At 44.5% G+C, this 19,901-nt stretch carries 14 protein-coding genes; 9 read left to right on the forward strand and 5 right to left on the reverse strand.

Annotated elements, in window-relative coordinates; translation table 11 throughout:
• Complete coding sequence (locus VA249_RS17095) at nucleotides 1-3,057, forward strand: AAA family ATPase (RefSeq protein WP_221071900.1); 3,057 nt, start codon at nucleotides 1-3, stop codon at nucleotides 3,055-3,057.
• A gap of 131 nt (nucleotides 3,058-3,188) precedes the next feature.
• Here the strand turns inward: VA249_RS17095 and VA249_RS17100 are convergent, their stop codons facing one another.
• The gene (locus tag VA249_RS17100) at nucleotides 3,189-3,566 is read right to left on the reverse strand and encodes a cystatin domain-containing protein (RefSeq protein WP_128812834.1); all 378 of its coding nucleotides are present in this window, start codon (nucleotides 3,564-3,566) and stop codon (nucleotides 3,189-3,191) included.
• A 311-nt stretch (nucleotides 3,567-3,877) separates the two neighbouring features.
• On the opposite strand from VA249_RS17100, the gene VA249_RS17105 reads away from it, so the two are divergent.
• The 6 genes from VA249_RS17105 (at nucleotide 3,878) to VA249_RS17130 (ending at nucleotide 11,385) form a co-directional block, all read left to right on the forward strand.
• A complete protein-coding gene (locus VA249_RS17105; protein ID WP_225927155.1) occupies nucleotides 3,878-6,049 on the forward strand; it encodes an immunoglobulin-like domain-containing protein in 2,172 nt (723 codons plus the stop codon).
• A gap of 343 nt (nucleotides 6,050-6,392) precedes the next feature.
• Nucleotides 6,393-6,932, forward strand: a complete 540-nt coding sequence (locus VA249_RS17110) for a P-loop NTPase family protein (RefSeq protein ID WP_221071904.1) — start codon at nucleotides 6,393-6,395, stop codon at nucleotides 6,930-6,932.
• Between the two features lie 99 nt (nucleotides 6,933-7,031).
• Nucleotides 7,032-7,460, forward strand: coding sequence for a hypothetical protein (locus VA249_RS17115; RefSeq protein ID WP_221071906.1), 429 nt, complete (start codon nucleotides 7,032-7,034; stop codon nucleotides 7,458-7,460).
• A 27-nt stretch (nucleotides 7,461-7,487) separates the two neighbouring features.
• On the forward strand, nucleotides 7,488-8,015 hold the full coding sequence (locus tag VA249_RS17120) for a histidine phosphatase family protein (protein WP_221071908.1): 528 nt from the start codon (nucleotides 7,488-7,490) through the stop codon (nucleotides 8,013-8,015).
• Nucleotides 8,016-8,071: 56 nt separating this feature from the next.
• Nucleotides 8,072-8,608 (forward strand): lipocalin family protein, encoded by a 537-nt coding sequence (locus tag VA249_RS17125; protein WP_221071910.1) that lies wholly within the window; start codon nucleotides 8,072-8,074, stop codon nucleotides 8,606-8,608.
• A 305-nt stretch (nucleotides 8,609-8,913) separates the two neighbouring features.
• Nucleotides 8,914-11,385: an Ig-like domain-containing protein gene (locus VA249_RS17130; RefSeq protein ID WP_221071912.1), complete on the forward strand. Its 2,472-nt coding sequence runs from the start codon at nucleotides 8,914-8,916 to the stop codon at nucleotides 11,383-11,385.
• Between the two features lie 277 nt (nucleotides 11,386-11,662).
• On the opposite strand, the gene gcvP is transcribed toward VA249_RS17130, so the two are convergent.
• From gcvP to VA249_RS17145, 3 genes are all read right to left on the reverse strand, one after another.
• Nucleotides 11,663-14,527, reverse strand: coding sequence for an aminomethyl-transferring glycine dehydrogenase (gene gcvP / locus VA249_RS17135; RefSeq protein ID WP_221071914.1), 2,865 nt, complete (start codon nucleotides 14,525-14,527; stop codon nucleotides 11,663-11,665).
• 124 nt (nucleotides 14,528-14,651) lie between these two features.
• Nucleotides 14,652-15,032 carry a glycine cleavage system protein GcvH gene (gcvH, locus tag VA249_RS17140; RefSeq protein ID WP_009704500.1) on the reverse strand — a complete coding sequence of 127 codons (381 nt, stop codon included), beginning with the start codon at nucleotides 15,030-15,032 and terminating at the stop codon, nucleotides 14,652-14,654.
• Between the two features lie 52 nt (nucleotides 15,033-15,084).
• The gene (locus VA249_RS17145; protein WP_221071916.1) at nucleotides 15,085-16,380 is read right to left on the reverse strand and encodes a serine hydroxymethyltransferase; all 1,296 of its coding nucleotides are present in this window, start codon (nucleotides 16,378-16,380) and stop codon (nucleotides 15,085-15,087) included.
• Between the two features lie 380 nt (nucleotides 16,381-16,760).
• Here VA249_RS17145 and VA249_RS17150 point away from each other — a divergent pair, with 380 nt between their 5' ends.
• Nucleotides 16,761-17,384: a helix-turn-helix domain-containing protein gene (locus tag VA249_RS17150; protein WP_128812854.1), complete on the forward strand. Its 624-nt coding sequence runs from the start codon at nucleotides 16,761-16,763 to the stop codon at nucleotides 17,382-17,384.
• Nucleotides 17,385-17,643: 259 nt separating this feature from the next.
• On the forward strand, nucleotides 17,644-18,762 hold the full coding sequence (gene gcvT / locus VA249_RS17155; protein WP_221071918.1) for a glycine cleavage system aminomethyltransferase GcvT: 1,119 nt from the start codon (nucleotides 17,644-17,646) through the stop codon (nucleotides 18,760-18,762).
• A gap of 276 nt (nucleotides 18,763-19,038) precedes the next feature.
• Here gcvT and VA249_RS17160 read toward each other — a convergent pair whose 3' ends face one another.
• Nucleotides 19,039-19,764: a TetR/AcrR family transcriptional regulator gene (locus VA249_RS17160; protein ID WP_221072218.1), complete on the reverse strand. Its 726-nt coding sequence runs from the start codon at nucleotides 19,762-19,764 to the stop codon at nucleotides 19,039-19,041.
• Between the last annotated feature and the right edge of the window lie 137 nt (nucleotides 19,765-19,901).

A 19,901-nucleotide genomic window follows, 5' to 3' on the forward strand; every position in this document is an offset into this window, starting at 1 on the left:
ATGAAACCAATTAAACTGACGATGCAGGCTTTTGGTCCGTTTGCTCAAACGGAGACCATCGAGTTCGATAAGCTTGGCACTAACCCGTTGTTTTTGATTAATGGGCCTACTGGATCGGGAAAAACGTCGATTCTTGATGCAATCTGCTTTGCGCTTTACGGCGAAACGACAGGCAACGAACGCCAAGGCATTCAAATGCGTTGTGATATGGCATCCCCAACGTTGCCGACAGAAGTGACGCTTGAATTTTCCCTGAATGGCAAAGGTTATCGTGTCATTCGTTCTCCAGAACAGGAAGCACCAAAAGCCCGCGGGGAGGGCATGACAACGCGCAAACATACGGCTGCATTGTATGAAATAACGAGTGAAGAAAAGCTCATCACCAGCAAAACAACTCAAGTAAAAACAGAGATTACCAACATTATCGGTTTGAACGAAACTCAGTTCCGCCAAGTGATGGTGCTCCCTCAGGGTAAGTTTCGAGAGTTGCTATTAGCGACATCGAAAGAGCGAGAAGAGATCTTTGGTCAACTGTTCCAAACGGATATCTACAAAAAGATTGAATACGCGCTTAAGGATAAGGCAAGCTCAATTAGTAAAGCGAAAGGCGAGTTTGATAACCAAATTCGTGGTGCGTTACAAGTGGCGGAAGTCAGCACAGAGCAAGAGTTGTTCGAACGACAAGAAGAAACGTTTTCAGAGTTAGAGAAAGCTCAACGTCAAGAGCAAGAATCATTAGCTCAGCTTAATACGGTCAAGTCTGACATTCAGAAAGCAGAAACGCTCAATAGTGAGTTCAAAAAACGAGAGCAAGCTGAACTTGCTTTGAAACAACACGCTCAGCAAAGTGAAGCGATTTCAACTCGTCAGTTACAGTTAGACAATGCGAAGAAAGCGAGCAAGATCGAGTTGCCTTACGTCACGCTGCAAAACTCGAACAAACAAGTACATGAGTTACAGCAAAAGGTGGCGAAGCTTTCTCAAGACGTGACTTTGGCAGATGACGCTGCCAAAGCAAAAGATGCAGCACTTAAAACCGCAAAAGAACAAGCGAATCAATTACCCAAGCTAACAGAGCATCAATACCAACTCGAAAGTCTAAAAGGAAAGTTGGTTGAAAAAGAGGCGCTGGACAAAGCAATAGCAACTGGCATTGTGCAAAAGTCAGAGTTTGAAGAAACACTGAAGAAATATGTCGCGTTAAAAGAAAAGCTCTCGCAAGAAGCGCTTCAAGGTCAGCAAGCGCTGGATCAAGCTCGAGTGGATGTGGCGAGTATCGGCAGTGTTGAAGCAGAGATAAAGCAGCAGCAACGTTTGATGCAAGATCTCCAGAAGTTGAGTGGTTTGAACCAAGAGCTCACAAAGTTGGAGGCCTTTACTCCAAATAAACAGGCATCCGTTAATGAAGCCAAATCTCGATACGAGGCGCTTCAGCGTTCGGCAGACTCGCTTGAATTGAACTGGCACAATGCTCAAGCCGCCGTATTGGCTCAGCGCCTACAAGCTGGTGAAATGTGCCCAGTGTGCGGCAGTCTCGATCACCCTCACCCCGCACAGTTTGTTGGTGAGGAAGTGACAAAAGAGCAAGTGCAACAGGCGCGAAATCGAGAACGAGAGGGGCAAGTTGCTCTTAACCAACTGAGTAATCAATTGGATCAGCACAATATTGCGATCGCGCAATACAAGCAGCAAATAGAACAAATAACAGAAGAACTTGGACCACATGCAACAATGGATTTGGGCGGTTTACAAGCTTCAATGCAACCGCTCAATGCGCGTTTACAGCAGTTGTCGTCGATCAACTTGGTTCAGCTTGAGCAGAACGTTAATGAGCTAAATCAGCGTTGTGTAGTCGGTGAAAGTAAGATCAATGATCTTCAAAACCAAATGGCTGCGAATGAATCGACGGTTAAAGCGAATCAAGAACAACTTACGAAGCTTGTCTCTACATTCGATGAGAAATACGCGTCTCTTGAAGTTCTAGAACAAGACATTGCGATGGTTAAGGCACAAATAATCGAGTTGAACCGTGGTTTAGAAGACGCACAAAACCAATTGCAGCAGGCGATATTGGCCAAGGCGAACATCGAAAGTCAATTGACCACGCATCAACAATGGCTCAAAGAAGCCACAGAACAATTGGATGCAGCGAAAACTGATTGGGAAACCGCGTTAAAGACGAGTCCTTTTTCGGATGAAGCGCAGTTCCTTCAAAATAAGGCAGATGAACAGGTGTTGCTGACTTGGCAACAAGAAATCGATGCATTCATACAATCAAAAATCAAGCTGGAACAAACGCTTTCCGACCTCGAGCAAGCCTTAAAAGATGCTGAAAAGCCTGATATGGAGGCGCTTAACGCTAACTTAACCACGATTTCTGGGGCGTACCTTGTAGCAAGAAATCAGCTTGATAATCATCGCTCGCTCTTTGAGCGTTTAGAGAAAGTAAGAAAAGACATTACCAGCTTGCATGAAAAAAATGCCAAGCTTGAAGATGAGTATAAAGTGTTTGGTACCCTGTATGATGTCGCCAGTGGTAAGACGGGAAGCCGCGTCAGCCTACACCGATTTGTTCTTGGTGTTTTATTAGACGATGTTTTGATACAAGCCTCGCAGCGATTAAGCCTGATGAGTAAAGGTCGTTATATCTTAGCTCGTAAAACCGATGGTTTTAAGGGGGCAGCAGGTCGAGGTTTGGATCTGGTGGTTGAAGACGGATATACCGGGAAAACACGTGATGTTGCTACATTGTCTGGCGGTGAATCATTCATGGCCGCGCTAGCCTTGGCCCTTGGTCTGTCCGATGTGGTTCAGTCATACAGCGGCGGTATTCGTTTAGATACCCTGTTTATTGATGAGGGCTTCGGCAGCCTAGATCCGGAATCGTTGGATCTTGCGATTCAAACGTTGGTTGATTTGCAGCAAAGTGGTCGAATGATAGGCGTCATATCCCATGTGTCAGAACTTAAAGAACAGATGGCGCAACGCATTGATGTAGCACCATCACGTTTAGGTTCTACCGTTTCAGTGAAGTCTCAGATGGTATTGGATTTTTAATTGGTACCGGTAAAGTAGGTAAACAAAAAAACCGCTAGATTACGGCATGTAAATTAGCGGTTTTTTTTGTTATTCAGCCTCAAAATGCTTGGTTGCAGCGATGAGTATATGGAAATACGAGTCTATGAGTATTATTGCTCGCAAAAGCGTCCTTGTTTTGGCGATTGCGTAATAGCATAGTCACCATCAAGGTTTCTATAAACAACCGTATTCCAAGCGGAACCATCCGTTAATTCAAACTCGATTGCGTAATTCACACCACTTACGATCTGAGCATGAACCGAGAGGATCTGCTTGAATGAAGAGGGATTTTCCATTTTGTTAAGGACGAAGGCCATTGCCTTTTGAACGTCAGGGGTAGCATCAAATTTGTTCCACCCACCTGGCATATTTCCTTGTGTATTACATACATCTGCCGAGGTTGTTTGTTGTGTCGCTGCATCCTGTTGTTGGTGGCATCCAACCAGTAGAACTAGGAGTGTACAAGCTGACACTGTTTTCAATTTCATAAAAGAACCTCTATTTTGCATGCGTGCATTATAAAACCTGCCTATCTCCACCAATGTCTGATTTATGCAAACTTTTGATATGAAGCGAGTTAAAACCCATGATTTGGGTGAGAGATTATCCCAAGATAATTTGAAACCACTTGAGTAATTGATTCGTTCCGTGAATTAAGATCACAGTTATATACAGCATTACAAAACCATGACATTTAAACGCGTGCTTATTCTCTAAAGCGAGCAATATAATCCGGAAAAATTCATCGCTCCCATGTAGGGCGGTTGGATTGATTCATACGGTGAAACAAATAGGAATAATAATGAATAAAAATACGCTGTATCTTGCGGTTGCATTAGGGTTAAGTGGTCTAACAAATGTGGTTTCTGCGAATGAAATGGTCAACCCAGACGCGGGCGTTGTTGTTGGATATTGGCATAACTGGTGCGACGGCAGCGGCTACAAAGGTGGTAATGCTCCCTGTGTAACATTGGAAGAGGTTGACCCAATGTATAACGTGGTCAATGTTTCATTCATGAAAGTGTTTAACACCAATGAGGGCCGCATTCCAACTTTTAAGCTCGATCCTACTATTGGCCTTTCGGAACAGCAATTCATTGACCAAATCGAGACATTGAACCAGCAAGGCCGTTCGGTTCTCATTGCGCTTGGTGGTGCAGATGCACACGTAGAACTGAAAGCTGGCGACGAACACGCATTCGCACAAGAAATCATTCGCGTGACAGATAAGTATGGCTTTGACGGTCTAGATATAGACTTAGAGCAGGCGGCGGTTACGGCATCAGATAACCAAACGGTCATTCCTGCGGCACTTCGTATAGTAAAAGATCATTACCAGCAGCAGGGTAAAAACTTCCTGATCACAATGGCCCCTGAGTTTCCATACTTAACTGAGGGGGGAAAATACGTACCATACATTACGGCTTTAGAGGGATATTACGATTGGATTAACCCGCAATTCTACAACCAAGGTGGTGATGGTATTTGGGTTGAAGGTGAGGGTTGGATTGCACAAAACAATGACGCACTTAAACAAGAATTTATCTATTACATCTCTGACTCGTTGGTGAATGGTACGCGCGGTTTTCATAAGATCCCGCATGACAAATTAGTGTTCGGCATTCCAACCAACATCGATGCGGCTGCAACGGGTTTTGTTAAAGATCCTCAAAAGCTCTACGGAGCATTCAATCAACTTAAAGCGCAAGGTCAGCCGTTACGTGGTGTGATGACTTGGTCAGTGAACTGGGATATGGGCACGAACGCATCTGGCCAGTCGTATGGTGAACAGTTCATCAGAGATTACGGCCCATTCATCCATGGTCAAACGCCACCGCCACCAAGCGAGGGGGAACCGGTGTTCAGTGGCTTGAACGATGTACGAGTGCGCCATGGCAATGCGTTTGATCCTTACGCGGGCGTGAAAGCATCGGACAAAGAAGACGGTGATGTAACAAGCAGCATTGTGGTTGATGGTTCTGTTGATACGAACACCATCGGAAAATATATTTTGGTTTACAGTGTAAAAGACAGCGACAACAATGAAACCAAGCAAAGCCGTAACGTTGAAGTGTACAGTCTCGCACCAGAATTCGAGGGAGTCATGGACGTTACCATCAAACTTGGTAGTGCATTTGATCCAATGATGGGTGTAAAAGCGATTGATGCAGAAGACGGAGATCTTACTTCACAAGTGCGTGTGGATGGCCGTGTTGATGTAAATGCGGTTGGCCAATATACCCTGACATACCAAGTGACTGACAGTGCAAACCAAACGAGCACAAAAGTGCGCAAAGTTACGGTAAGTGATGGCACTTCATGTGCAAATGCATGGGATAAAGATACCGTTTACAACGGTGGCGATCAGGTTTCTCATCAAGGTGCGACTTGGCGTGCAGAGTGGTGGACTCGCGGTGAAGAACCAGGCACAACGGGAGAGTGGGGTGTTTGGCGTAAAGTCAATGATGAGGGATGTGGTACGCCGTCTCCTGACTTTGATTTCTCGGTTTCGGGCATTAATAACGAATATACATTGAATAATTCGGGTGTTGAGCTCGTTGTGACACTGGCTTCCTCTGATGCCTCTTCAGTTGCAGTAACCGTAGAAAATAGTGTCAATGTTGTCGTATTTGATAAAGTCGTACAAGTGAATGGTGATTCGCCACTTCGTATTGCTCTTAACAACATCGAAGCCGGTCTCTTTACATTTGAAGCGATTGCGACGCCAGATGATGGTGAAGCGGAAACTGTTACTCGTCAATTTAGTGTTGTTGAAAGTGCGGTTACACCACCACCGGGTAACTACCCACAATACGAAGCCGGCAAAAACTACGCAGAGGGTGACATTGTAACAGGCGTAGATGGTCAGATTTATCAGTGTAAACCTTGGCCATACACAGGGTGGTGTTCAAACCCTTCTTATGCACCAGGTGAAACGGTTTATTGGTCAGATGCATGGGACAAGCTGTAAAACCTATTGCGGATGTCTTGATGACGTTAGGCGCTAAAAGTGCCGTGTTGAATGGCTTAGGTTATCCCGAGTTGAGGTTAACGTAGTCATTCCGCGTGATTTATTTAGAAAAGATGATCATAGCCTTCAGTTATCTGGAGGCTTTTTTATGCGTACAGTTTCGCATATTGCCGCTCCTCCACTCGACGTTAAATGTTCATTTGTTAACATCCCGTGATTTAGTTAACTATTTGATTGTTTGAGTTAACTATTTGATTATTTAAAGACTAAAGGATTGCTTTAAAGACTATCTGATTACTCTAGAACAATAGCATCCACTTCATTCCATCGAAAAGGATTTTATATGAGACGCATTAATGTTGTAGGCAGTAGTGGCAGTGGTAAATCGACATTCTCTCAAAAACTCGCAGACACGTTAGATGTGACTTACATTGAAATGGATGAGCTATTTTGGCTACCTAACTGGGAACAACGTGATGATGAATCGTTTTTTGAGCAATTAAAAAACGAAACGCAACGAGACAGTTGGGTGCTGGATGGCAATTATACCCGAACGCAGGCGTACAAATGGGAGCGAGTTGATACGATCATTTGGCTTGATTACTCCAGATCATTGACCATGTATCGTTCTATCACTCGTTCGATAAAGCGAGCTTGGACTAAGCAAGAACTTTGGAGTGGTACAGGGAATCGAGAAAGTTTTCGTAAGGCGTTTTTAAATAAAGACTCGGTGATTCTCTGGTCAATACAGAACTATAAAAGTCGACGAGAAAGGTATCTGAGGTTAAAAGTTCAGTTAAAGGATTCACCGATCAAATTCATACACATCACATCGCCTAAAATGGCGGATGAGTTTCTCTCATTGGCTAAGCTCTATCAGTGACAGTTTCTGCCTTTTCGCACGACATTTGCGAGGTGCTCCAACAAAAGCAATCAGGTTATTCAGTATTATGATTAGCACACCAATGACCAAAGGATGCACATGCAAATAGCAAATTGGCTTCAGCTCTATCTTCGTGAATCAGATGGAGCACCGATTCAAGAACTCAGCGATCTTGATCCTGCCTTGAAACAAAGCACGCAGTTTAATGATTGGAAAGCGTCTAAGCGAGAGATTAGATTGGATGAAGTCGTCGACCGCTGTTGGATCAAAACGTGTACCGCTGGCTACATCACTGAAGTTTATATGCACGCCGATGGAACGTTAGACGAGTACACTTTGTTTGATCGCCTGCATACCAATGGCGTTTGGGACCTCGTAGAGGGTGTACTCCACCTTACAATACACAAAGGCGAAAATACTTACCAAATGTCGATTGTTGGCAATAGAAATCCTGCGATTCATTCGGCGATAGAATACAAAAATGGCCAGGTTCATTCTTACCTAAAATTTGCGGCCATTTCCCAATAAATATTGATTGTAGGAAGAACACTCGATATGGAAATCGTTTTTGTTCGTCATGGTGTGCCCGATTTTTCGTTAGCGGATGCGCGTGAAATGACGCAGCTTGAAAAAGATTATGCACCACTAAGTCGAGAGCACGTCTCGACACTCAAAGAGCAGCTCATGCATCCTATTTTTGACGATGCGGATATCATTGTCAGTTCCCCTTATACACGAGCACTGCAAACGGCGGAATTGATTAATCGTCATCGCGGGTTAGAGCTTTTCGTTGAACATGACTTAAGGGAGTGGCGGGCGGATCGGCATGGCGGTTATATTCCATTAAAAGAACGCGACCAACGTTGGCATGAATATCGAGCGTTATTGAAAGCGGAGTTGCCGATGACGGATGAACGCTATGAGCATGTCGATGAACTAAAAGCGCGCGTAGAGGCAGTACTGACTCAATTTAAACAGTATAAGAAAGTGATTGTGGTGAGTCATTTTAATGTGTTTGAAGCCCTGCAAGGCTTTCAACACGAGGCTCTGTCTTGCGGGGAGTTCAGGGTAATTTATTGGTGATCGATTTTTTGCTTTCTATAGTAAAATCAAATGCTAATTAAATGTTGGGTTGTTGTATGAAATCTCTTAAATTACTTTTCCTTGTATCTCTTACTACGCTATTTGGTTGTACTTCTAAACCGGATGGCGTAGAGCCTGTCAATAATTTCGAGCTGAAACCGTATTTAGGTAAATGGTATGAAGTGGCACGGCTAGACCATTCTTTTGAGCGTGGTCTCTCAAACGTAACCGCAGAGTACGAGTTGCGAAAAGACGGTGGTGTTACGGTGATAAACCGTGGATATTCGGACGAAGAACAAGCGTGGAATCAAGCCGATGGCAAAGCGTATTTCGTTGGAGATGAGAACACCGGACACTTAAAAGTCTCGTTCTTTGGTCCATTTTACTCATCTTATATTGTGTTCGAACTAGGGCAAAACTATGACTACGCATTTGTTTCTGGCTTGAATCATGATTACCTGTGGCTACTTTCAAGAACGCCAACGATAGACGCAGACACCATCGAACGCTTTAAACAAGTGGCGAAGTCAAAAGGCTTTAAACTAGACGAGCTAATTCTGGTTGATCAAACCCAATCAACACTTGGTAATTAGTTCACCGACAAAATCAGTTGGTAGTTAAGATACGACAGAATCGCTTGGTGATCACATTCATAGTTGGCACTTCGTAACTCGGAAGTTGCCCCGAAATGAGCTTAGATATCAGAAATGCAGAATAAAATTCATTTGGGCAAGTAGTTGCCTAAATGAGCCTGAGCGTTTTCGGGAAAGAATCAACACATGTCTTTTGGTTATATTAAAATGATACTTACTATCGTATCGATAAAAAAAAGTTGATATCGTATGTAGTACTGTGACTTTTATAATTTCTGCTTTAACAAAAGCAAAGAAAATAAAAAATGATTTTTCAACGTTCTTGTCTAGTGGTAACTCTGTCGATTCTACTTTCAGGTTGTGGCGGTGGTGACTCCGATAGTTCATCGCAACTACCCTCAATTCCGCCCACAACAAGTTGTCCAGACGGTAGTTGTCTAGAAGATGATGGGTTTACCAATCCTAGTTTGCCTATGATTCCGGTTGAACCGCCAACTACACCGCCAACAACAAGTTGTCCAGATGGTAGTTGTTTAGACGATGATGGATTTACCAACCCAAACCTACCTACAATTCCAGACTTTACCATTATTGGCGCAGACAAGGCCTATGTGGCTAATTCACCAGTGACGTTGAAGGTTAGTTATGGTGAAGAAGATGCACACTCGATTTCCTACTTGTGGACTCAAGTTTCAGGCATACCTGTATCAATTCAAGCCCCTGATTTACAAGAGGTCAATTTCGTAGTGCCAGTCAATATTGTCGAGGCACAAGAATTGGTCTTTCATTTAGCACTAACCTCTGAACATAGTGAACGCTCTGAGACGACTAAGATTGCTGTTTATTCACCTCTTACCATCACTCCAATCGATATGCCAATAACTGCACTTGGTGATCAAGTTCAGATAATGATTTCAGGAGGTAACGACAATGCCCTGCACTTTAGTAGCTCAGACAGCGAGATCGCAACAATTGACGCTAATGGGGTACTTACACCCTTAAGCCCAGGTCAAGTAACAATTCAGGTCACGCAGGCCGCGCTAGGTTTACTACCAGCATTAAGTGATGAGATTTCTCTGGTTATTGGAGATGCTGAAGATACGACCGTGTATCTTGATATTCCTGTTGAAGTAACTAACAAAGCTAGCACTTACTCTCGCTTTGATATTCCAACAATGAGTGAAGATAAAGACACGAGCTTTACTACTTATGCTAGAGCTATTTTTGGTGATGAAGAGCGCATTGCGGAGTTAAATAAAGTTGATGGAGTTTGGAAAGGAACACTGCAACAAATACCCGCAGGCATTCCAATTAACTTAACGACGCATAGTTTAGATTTTGCGGGTCAAGAAATCTATCAGCAATCTCAAGAGCTACTTTTAGCTGAGGGTGAAACAAAACCTCTCGCAATACAGCAACAAGCAGTAGAGCCTGAAAACATTGTTACAGTGCCAATAGACCGTTGTGAAAACTATGTGGATGATAAGGGCAATATTTATCCGATAACGAAAAGAGAAAGCGCCGATAGTGATGGAACGATTCTTCATGTTTGGGGTTACACAAAAGATAGACAATTTACTCGTCACCACGACTGTCAAGCGGCTTATGTTCAATACTACCCATCAGGTAGACTTGAACTTGAAAGTCACTATTTACATGGCGTAAATCATAATAATGGTGAGATCTCCTCTGTTCATTATCTTGATGCTGTAAATGATTTAGGAAATCCAATTAAGAGCTTAGAATACAGACATGATCAGAAAGGGAATTATGTCATCCAAAATGATGAGCCATCAGTATATGAATACTACCCTAATGGTAGAATCAAATATAAAATTTGGAATGAAGGTGAAAATGGAATTTATGCTCGCAAGTTTGGTCCTGATTCTATAGGTTATGACAATAATGGCCACTACAGCAGTATGATATGGCACGATGCTGAGCAAAATCGTGAAAAACAGTCTGTATTTAACGATGATGGCACCGTTCAATGGTGTAAATATATTGATCCGTTAACTAATGCAGAAATGCATTACACCAATTGCCAAATCACCGATGAGCATGGTCAAGTAGTTAAAACCGAAGCTGATTTAGATAGACAGTACGGTATTGATACTAACGACGATCCAATCATTGAACCTGTTAATGAATGTACTCATTTTATCGATGCTGATGGTGCGGTTTACCCTATTCAGTCACAGATTAGCAGTTCAGGGTATGCTACTACTGGTTATTATAAGGATGGGCAATATACCTACCATAACCAATGTAAGCCAGCTATGACGCGTTTTTATGCTTCAGGTAACCCAGAGCATGCATGGACATTCCGCCAAGGTTTGAATACCAACCCTGATGGCTATACTTCATTTGCTTATTATGACCGTTTAGATAGCAATGATGAGCCCTTGCTTGAGATGGAATCCAAAATTGAAGATGGGCTTTACGTTATTGTTGATGACCAACCATCAATAATTAAATACTACATTAATGGTGATATACAGTATCAGTCTTGGATGAAGACCAACGCTCAAGGTGAGTGGGTATACGGACGTGATGCTGGCCCTGACATCATTAACTATGATTACGGTTCAAATGGTGAATACCAACAAAAAGATATCTATTGGTACGCTGAAACAGGTGATATCTTGAAGCGAAAATACTTTGATGATTTAGGACAAGTTGATTTTTGTCAATATTACAAGCAGGGTGAAGATCCTAAGTTTGATGAAGCCTGTATTAATGAGACCGAACTTGATATTGAATACCAGATCAAGTAAGAGCTAATTTAGCAGGATAGCTATAGGAGTGGACATTGAACATCTGTTTGATGTCCATTTTTTTGCTCGAAAGCACAGTGTTAGTTCGCTTTAGATATATTTGTGCTAATGAGTTTGTGTGTTATGGGCTAACCGTAAATTTTCGATTTAGTGAGCCTCTAATTTGATTAACGCTAGATAGCTTAGTCCACAAAGAAAAAAGCGAACCTTGTAGGGGTTCGCTTTTGAATTATTAGGAGTTAACCAACTTAATTAGCCATCCTCATCAACTACAAAATCAGTCTTCGTAGACATCAATCGTAGGGCACGAGCAAATAAGGTTACGGTCACCGTAGACGTTATCTACGCGGTTAACGGTTGGCCAGTACTTCCAAGTTTTGGTTGCTTTTGATGGGAAGCAGCCAAGTTCACGAGAGTACGGGCGATCCCAATTATCCGATGCTAAGTCCACTTGAGTGTGTGGTGCATTTACAAGTGGGTTATTATCGAGCGGCCATTCACCGTTTTTCACCATTGCCATTTCTTCACGGATTGCGATCATCGCATCACAGAAGCGGTCTAGCTCTTCTAAATCTTCAGATTCTGTTGGCTCAACCATTAGCGTACCTGCAACAGGGAACGACATTGTTGGAGCATGGAAACCGTAGTCCATTAGACGCTTGGCGATGTCTTCCTCACTGATGCCCGTTTCTTCTTTTAGTGGACGAATGTCGATGATACATTCGTGCGCCACGCGCCCGTTTGAACCACGGTAAAGAACAGGGTAGTGGGTACGAAGTTGCTCCATTACGTAGTTCGCGTTCAGAATCGCGACTTTCGTTGCATCAGTAAGGCCAGCTTCACCCATCATCGCAATGTATGCCCAAGAGATTGGTAGGATAGAAGCACTGCCCATATCCGCTGCGGATACGGCAAAGTTTTCACCGTCTGCACCGTTTTCAATGTGACCCGGTAGGAACGGCGCTAGGTGCGATTTCACACCGATAGGGCCCATACCCGGACCGCCACCACCGTGTGGGATACAGAACGTTTTGTGTAGGTTTAGGTGAGAAACGTCTGAGCCGATGAAGCCCGGCGTGGTTAACCCAACCTGTGCATTCATGTTTGCGCCGTCTAGGTAAACTTGACCGCCCGCAGCATGAACCATTTCACACACTTCTTTCACTTGCTCTTCGTACACGCCGTGTGTCGATGGGTAAGTGATCATGATGCTGGATAGGTTGTCTTTGTGTTTCTCGATTTTCGCTGCGAGATCGTCGATGTCGATGTTGCCTTCTTCATCACACTTAACCACCACCACCTTCATTGACACCATAGACGCTGTCGCAGGGTTAGTACCGTGCGCAGAGCTTGGGATCAAACATACGTTGCGGTGACCCTCACCACGGCTTTCGTGGTAGCGTTGAATCGCGATAAGACCTGCGTACTCACCCGATGCACCAGAGTTTGGTTGCAGTGAGAATGCGTCGTAGCCTGTGATTTCACATAGCTTCTCTTTCAGATCTTTTGCGAGTGCAGCGTAACCGGCGGCTTGCTCTGCTGGTGCGAACGGGTGGATCGAACCAAACTCAGGCCAAGTTACCGGAATCATCTCTGCGGCTGCGTTCAGCTTCATCGTACAGCTGCCCAGTGGGATCATGCCGTGCGTGAGTGAGAAGTCTTTGTTCTCAAGCTGTTTTAGGTAACGCATCATCTGTGTTTCGCTATGGTGCGTGTTAAACACAGGGTGCGTTAGGTATTCTGTTGTGCGGCGCAGTGCTTCTGGTATCGCTGCAAACTCGTTGCCTGCGATTTCCGTTGATAGTGCTGCGACTTCTTCTTTCACACCGAATACAGTGAATAGGGCTTCTACGTCTGCCACGGTTGTGGTTTCGTCGAAGCTTACACCTAGCTGAGCACCCAACTTACGCAGGTTGATGTCTGCGGCTAGTGCTTTTGCGTATAGGTCTTCAGTCTGTGCACCTGTGTTGATTGTGATGGTGTCGAAGAAGCTGTTGTGAGCAAGCTCGAAGCCGCCTTTTGTTAGGCCAGCAGCGAGGATGGCTGTCATGTGGTGTGTACGACGTGCAATGGTGCGTAGACCTTCTGCGCCGTGGTAAACCGCGTAGAAAGACGCCATATTCGCGAGTAGTGCTTGAGCGGTACAAATGTTTGATGTCGCTTTTTCGCGGCGGATGTGCTGTTCACGCGTTTGCATTGCCATGCGTAGCGCTGGGTTACCGTTAGTATCGATAGAAACACCGATAACACGACCCGGCATGGTACGTTTGTGCTTGTCACGCGTTGCCATGAATGCTGCGTGTGGACCACCGTAACCCATAGGAACGCCGAAACGTTGTGCAGAGCCGATTGCGACGTCTGCGCCCATTTCACCCGCGGGTTTCAGTAGGGCAGAAGCCAATAGGTCAGTCGCTACCGTTACCAGCGTTTTGTTCGCTTGCGCTTTGGCAATGATGTCCGTTAGGTCACGAACTTCACCCGTTGTGCCAGGGTATTGAACGAGTGCGCCGAATACGTCTTGCTCTGGTAGTGATTCTAAAGAACCGACTAGCACTTCAAAGCCGATGAATTTCGCACGAGTTTTTACTACTTCGATGGTTTGTGGGTGAACGTCGTCAGCAACGAAGAACACGTTACTCTTGCTCTTACCCGCGCGCTTACACAGTGTCATCGCTTCTGCGGCTGCCGTTGCTTCATCTAGCAAAGACGCGTTCGCGATTTCCATACCAGTAAGGTCCATCACCATTTGTTGGTAGTTTAGAAGCGCTTCTAAACGACCTTGGGAGATCTCTGGTTGGTAAGGGGTATAAGCGGTGTACCAGCCCGGGTTTTCCATCACGTTACGTAGGATCACGTTCGGTGTGAAAGTGTTGTAATAACCCTGACCGATGAATGTACGTTTAACTTGGTTCTGATCAGCAAATTTGCGCATCGCTACCAGCATATCGGCTTCGCTTTTTGCTTCTGCTAAGCTCATTGGCTGCTCTAGGCGAATTTGTGCTGGTACCGTTTCGTCGATAAGCGAATCTAGGCTAACGGCGTTGATTGCTTCCAACATTTTTTGTTGGTCAGATTTGTTTGGTCCATTGTGGCGAGCAACGAACTCATTTTGTGTGCTGAGGCTTTGAAGTAATTCAGTCATTGTCCTTTACCTACTCCTTGGTTCGGGTAACGGAAATGGTCATATGACACATTTAATTATACGTCCGAACCTAGAAAAAAAACTGCCCACTTGGTGTTAGGGGACAGCTTTCGTATTGTCCTAATTACTCTTCTTCGATAGAGCTTAGGTATTCTTCCGCATCTTTTAAGTCATCCAACTCAGATGGGTCTGAAAGTTTCACTTTCACAATCCAACCACCTTCGTATGGTTCTTCGTTGATTAGCTCTGGGCTGTCTTCTAGTTCTTCGTTGATTTCAACTACTTCACCAGTGATTGGCGAGTAGATGTCTGAAGCGGCTTTTACAGATTCCACCAAAGAAAAGCTTTCGCCTGCTTCGACTTCATCTTCCACGTCAGGTAGGTCAACGAATACCACATCACCAAGCATCTCTTGAGCGTGCTCAGAAATACCGATAGTTACTGTGCCGTCACCGTTGTCACGTACCCACTCGTGGCTATCTGTAAACTTCAGTGTTTTGTCCATTGCTTAATCTCCAAATAACTTGTCAGGAATTAATCTGATCTAATAAATCGTTTTATTGGTAAAGAGGGTAACGGTTGCAAAGTTCTTTTACTTGTTTGCGAACGCGTTTTTCAACGGTTGCGTCACCTTCAGGGTTGTCAACCAAACCATCCAGTACGTCACCAATCCAGTTACCAATGAGTTTGAATTCTTCAGCGCCAAAGCCGCGGCTTGTCCCCGCAGGCGTTCCTAAACGGATGCCCGATGTAATCATAGGCTTCTCTGTATCAAAAGGGATGCCATTTTTGTTACATGTGATGCCGGCACGCTCTAGCGCCTCTTCTGCTTTGTTGCCTTTCAAGCCTTTAGGGCGAAGATCAACCAGCATGAGGTGCGTGTCAGTACCACCAGTTACGATGTCGCACCCGCGAGTTTGCAATACTTCAGCTAGAACTTTTGCGTTATTGATCACTGAATCAATATAAGTTTTAAATTCAGGACCAAGCGCCTCGCCGAACGCCACTGCTTTAGAAGCAATCACGTGCATCAGAGGGCCACCTTGAAGGCCAGGGAATACTGCTGAGTTGATTTTCTTAATGATGTCTTCGTGATTGGTCAAAATCATGCCGCCGCGAGGGCCACGCAGTGTTTTATGCGTTGTAGTCGTGACAACGTGTGCGTGAGGAAGCGGGCTAGGGTGCGCGCCTGTAGCGATAAGGCCGGCGATGTGCGCCATGTCGACCATAAGAATGGCGTTAACTTCATCTGCGATGGCACGGAATTTTGCGAAATCGATAGTACGTGGAATCGCACTCCCCCCAGCGATGATCATTTTTGGTTGGTGCTCAATGGCGATTTGACGCACCGCGTCGTAGTCGATTTCTAGTGTTTCACGGTCAACGCCGTATTGAACCGCATTAAACCACTTACCAGAAAGCGCAGGGCGAGCACCGTGGGTGAGGTGACCGCCAGCGTCAAGAGACATACCCATAATGGTATCGCCTGGCTGAAGTAGCGCCAGTTTTACCGCGCCGTTCGCTTGCGCCCCAGAGTGAGGTTGAACGTTTGCGTATTCGCAATTAAAAAGTTTCTTCGCACGTTCGATAGCAATGGCTTCCACAGTATCGACGTGTTCACAACCACCATAGTAACGGCGACCCGGGTAACCCTCAGCGTATTTATTGGTTAGGCATGTGCCTTGTGCTTGCATGACCGCTTTAGAAACGATGTTCTCAGAAGCGATAAGCTCGATTTGTTCATTTTGGCGAGCGAATTCTGCCTGAATACCGGCAAAGACAGCGTCATCTGTCGCAGAAAGGTTGGTAGAGAAAAAGTTTTCTAGGCTGTGGTTAGGGTAACTCTTGTTCATGGTAGTTGACCTTCCAAATCTGAAAATGAACCCGCAGTAGAAATAGTTGTTGGAGTGCGATGGTGGTTCATTTGTCTTCAAAACAGCTGAACTGCATAGCAGAACAGAGCGAACTATTAGCCCTAAACAAGTGGGCAAAACGCCGTCGGATTGTGTTTTCTCTTCTCAATCACTCACGGAAATGTGCATCTCTACATCTAACAAGTTGGTAACATAGCGCTTGAGAGATGAACAATCAACCAAAAATTTCCTATAGGAAACTAGATTTCTGGTTTTGTTAACAAGAGCACGCTTTAATTAACCTGGTGGACTTTTATCCACTATAGGCTTCATGCACAATGGAAATAGGGAAGAATATACGGGTTTTGTAGAGGGATTTTATGGCAGAAAGCATTTACGACGAATACCCATCAATGACGTTGGCAAAAGACAAAAATGAGCAGAATATTGAGCCACTTAAGCTTGGTCAGCGCATAAAAGATGTTCGTTCAAAACTCGGTATTACGTTAGAAGAGGCAAGCCAACGTACTGGCCTTGCGCGTTCTACGTTGAGCAAAATAGAGAATGAACAGATTTCGCCAACGTTCCAAGCCATGCAAAAACTGGCGCTTGGGTTACAAATAGATATGCCACAACTCTTTGAACCACCAAGAAAAAAAGTGGCAACAGGCCGTAGGGATGTGACAAAAAACAACGAGGGTAAACCGCACCCGACGCAAACCTACGAGCATGAACTTCTGGCGACTCAACTTTCCAATAAGAAAATGATGCCGTTTAAAAGTCAGATTCGAGCACGCAGTTTTGATGAATATAAAGATTGGGTTCGTCACGATGGTGAAGAGTTTCTGCTTATCTTGTCGGGTGAGGTCATGTTCTATTCTGAGTTTTATGAACCAGTCGCACTCAGCGAAGGCGACAGTGTTTACTATGATGCAAACATGGGCCATATGCTCACCAGTTTGAGTGAAGAAGATGCTCAAATTTTATGGGTGACGGCTAAGTAGTGATAACGATATGTAAATTTCCTATAGTGAAAGCAAACGTTTGCATATTGATTTTAACTTGATTTATGGCGCTATGTGGATCTCATGACTTAATACGTAGCGTCTTTTTTATGCGTTTTGATGTGATTAAAATGTTAAAAGTCACACTTTTGAAAGTCGAGTGATGCCTTGTTCGTGCAAAATGGAATCAGCCGTGTTTATTATTGGAAACACAACGAATGCCGACAGCATCATCGGGTCTATCTAAATGGAGACGAAAATGACTCAAGAACTTCTGAAAACACCACTGCATACCCTTCACGTTGAAGTAGGCGCAAAGATGGTCCCGTTCGCGGGTTACGACATGCCGGTTCAATACCCACTGGGCGTAAAGAAAGAGCACTTACACACGCGTGACGCGGCAGGTCTGTTCGATGTTTCTCACATGGGTCAACTTCGTTTGATTGGTGATGGTGCAGCGGCATTCCTAGAAACCTTGGTTCCTGTGGATATCGTTGACCTAGGTGCGGGTAAACAACGTTACGCGTTCTTTACCAATGAAAAGGGCGGCATCATGGACGACTTGATGGTGGCTAATCTTGGTGATCATCTGTTTGTTGTTGTAAATGCAGCATGTAAAGAACAAGATATCGCGCATCTTAAAGCACACCTCCCGTCAGATATTGAGCTGGAAATCATTGATGACCGCGCTCTACTCGCAATTCAAGGCCCTAAAGCGGCACAAGTGCTGGCGCGTTTTGCACCAGAAGTAGCAGAGATGCTGTTCATGGATGTGCGTAAAGTTGAACTGCTTGGCACAGAGTGCATTGTCTCTCGTAGCGGTTACACAGGTGAAGATGGTTACGAAATCTCTGTACCAGCAGATAAAGCAGAAGAACTTGCACGTAAACTGACGGGCGAAGAAGAAGTCGAGTGGATCGGCCTTGGCGCACGTGATTCACTCCGCCTAGAGTGTGGGCTGTGTTTATATGGTCATGACTTAGACACGACAACAACCCCTGTTGAAGCAAGTTTGCTATGGGGCATTCAAAAAGTGCGCCGCACAGATGGTGAGCGTGCGGGGGGCTTCCCTGGCGCAGATATCATTCTTAAGCAGATTGAAACGAAAGACGTGGCTCGTAAGCGTATTGGATTGGTTGGTCAAACGAAAGCGCCAGTTCGTGAGGGCGCAGAGTTGTTCGATGCTGATGGTAACAAGATTGGTATCGTAACCAGTGGTACAGCGGGACCAAACGCAGGTAAGCCAGTTTCTATGGGTTATGTTCGTGCCGATCTCGCGGCTATTGGCACAGAACTATTTGCAGAAGTGCGTGGCAAAATGCTTCCAATGACGGTAGAGAAAATGCCATTTGTACCGCAACGCTACTACCGTGGTTAATTAGCTTAATTTATTGATTTAGACAGTTAAGTTTATTGATTTAGATAGTTAGAGTTATTGACGTGGATGGTTAAAGCTATTGATTTAGATAGTTAATTTATTGATGTGGATGGTTAAATAAGGCTCGTCATTTCCGTCCCAAGCTAGCCCAAGTGAGACTAGCAATCTAACCATCAGAACCTAGGTTCCAATTAGTTTTCTCTCTGAAACAACAATTACAAACAAAATGCCGAGCTCAGTGCTCGGCATTTTTTATGTTCTTTTGAAAGGCGGTGATTATGCGGTCAGATCTTCAATCGGACAGCAAATATCAATGACGATCTCGCTTATGCTATCTGGTTGGAGCATATCTTTTTTATCAATATTGAACTGCGTCGCCATCACGTTATTAAAAATGCGCCAGTGGTTGATCAAAAGCTTGTCGCGGTTCTCAGCATCTTCAGGCCATGTCTCTTGCATCATTGGCGCGAGGCTAATCGCACCGTGTGCAAATACCAACATTTGCCATTTCGATTCCCAAGGGTCAATTTTTGCATCAGGGTGGGCATCGTTATAATCACCAAATAAATTGATGAATATCGCTTCAAACTCATCTTTTGAACGCAAGAAGTATTGCAATAAAGCATCGTCATTTTGACGAATCGCGTCTGCGATCATTTGGACTGGGTGAGGATTACGGAGTGCAAACGCGAGCATCCGTACCATAAATCGGTAGATTTTGTGATTGTAGGGCATATCGCTTGGCATTTCTTCAATGAGTTCTGCCATGTAATTTTTCATGAACTCATCCAAGGCATCACTGACAGCCTGCCATATCTTTTCTTTGCTACCGAAATGATGACGAATCAAACTATGTGATACACCCGCTTTTTCACTGATGTTACGCAGCGAGACTCGTTCATAGCCCAGTTCACAGAACATATCGGCTGCCACTTTAAGGATCAGACATTTCGTTTGCTCTGCGGCTTCGGCGCTTCTTCGGCCTTGCTTTCTCACTGTCATCACTCGATTTTTCCCGAATATCAATCAACGCGCTTATTTTTACCAGAAACCGGACGCTTTGACTAATTATTTTATTGTCCACCCGTAAAATATGTTGATCATTTCATCATAATCAATATACTGCACGACTGTGTAGT

The organism is Vibrio alfacsensis (assembly GCF_019670485.1).
Taxonomy (GTDB): domain Bacteria; phylum Pseudomonadota; class Gammaproteobacteria; order Enterobacterales; family Vibrionaceae; genus Vibrio; species Vibrio alfacsensis.